The organism is Paenibacillus dendritiformis (genome assembly GCF_015845845.1).
In the GTDB taxonomy this organism is placed as follows: domain Bacteria; phylum Bacillota; class Bacilli; order Paenibacillales; family Paenibacillaceae; genus Paenibacillus_B; species Paenibacillus_B dendritiformis_C.
The window spans coordinates 1-506 of record NZ_LDIG01000014.1 but is presented as its reverse complement, the minus strand read 5'-3'; the positions used below and the strand labels follow the sequence as shown (position 1 = coordinate 506).

Genomic DNA, 506 nt, shown 5'->3' with positions numbered 1-506 from the left:
AGCATATGCCCGCGCCGAGCCCCTGATTGAACGCCCCCAAGCCCGCCCCCGAACACACGCCGCTCATGAAGCAGTAGTTCGGTGCGTTCGTTTTTCACGTCTATCGCATTGTTTTACCTTGTCTTTTTCTAAACAAGAAGCGGCGTTCAGTTCTTTGGCTACCCGGCGGCTACCGGCACCCCTCCCTAGGGCTCGTGGCACCATGGCCCCAGCGCTTCGCTGGGGAGAAGAGCCTTGCTGACGTTCTTGAAGCGGTTGCTGGGCGCAAGCGCCTCCACGCCGCCGGTGCCCGCCCCGCGCCGTCATGACATGCCCCAGATCCCTTCGGGCAACGAGGACATCATTGAAGGCTGGCGCTACTGCGCCACGCTCCAGCTGCGCACGCCCTTGGCCGTGCTCGAGCACCACGGGAAAGTAGTCCCGGCATCCCCCGGTGGCCCACCCACGCTCACGGAAGAGATGTGGCACGGCATCTGGCTACCTGAGCTAGGCCGGGAGTTCGATTT

General features: G+C 63.2%; 1 protein-coding gene. It reads left to right on the top strand.

Going from position 1 to position 506, the window contains the following annotated elements; genetic code table 11:
- Nucleotides 1-234: 234 nt before the first annotated feature.
- On the top strand, nt 235-506 hold a 272-nt coding region (locus ABD76_RS28970), incomplete at its 3' end, for a hypothetical protein (RefSeq protein ID WP_206765465.1).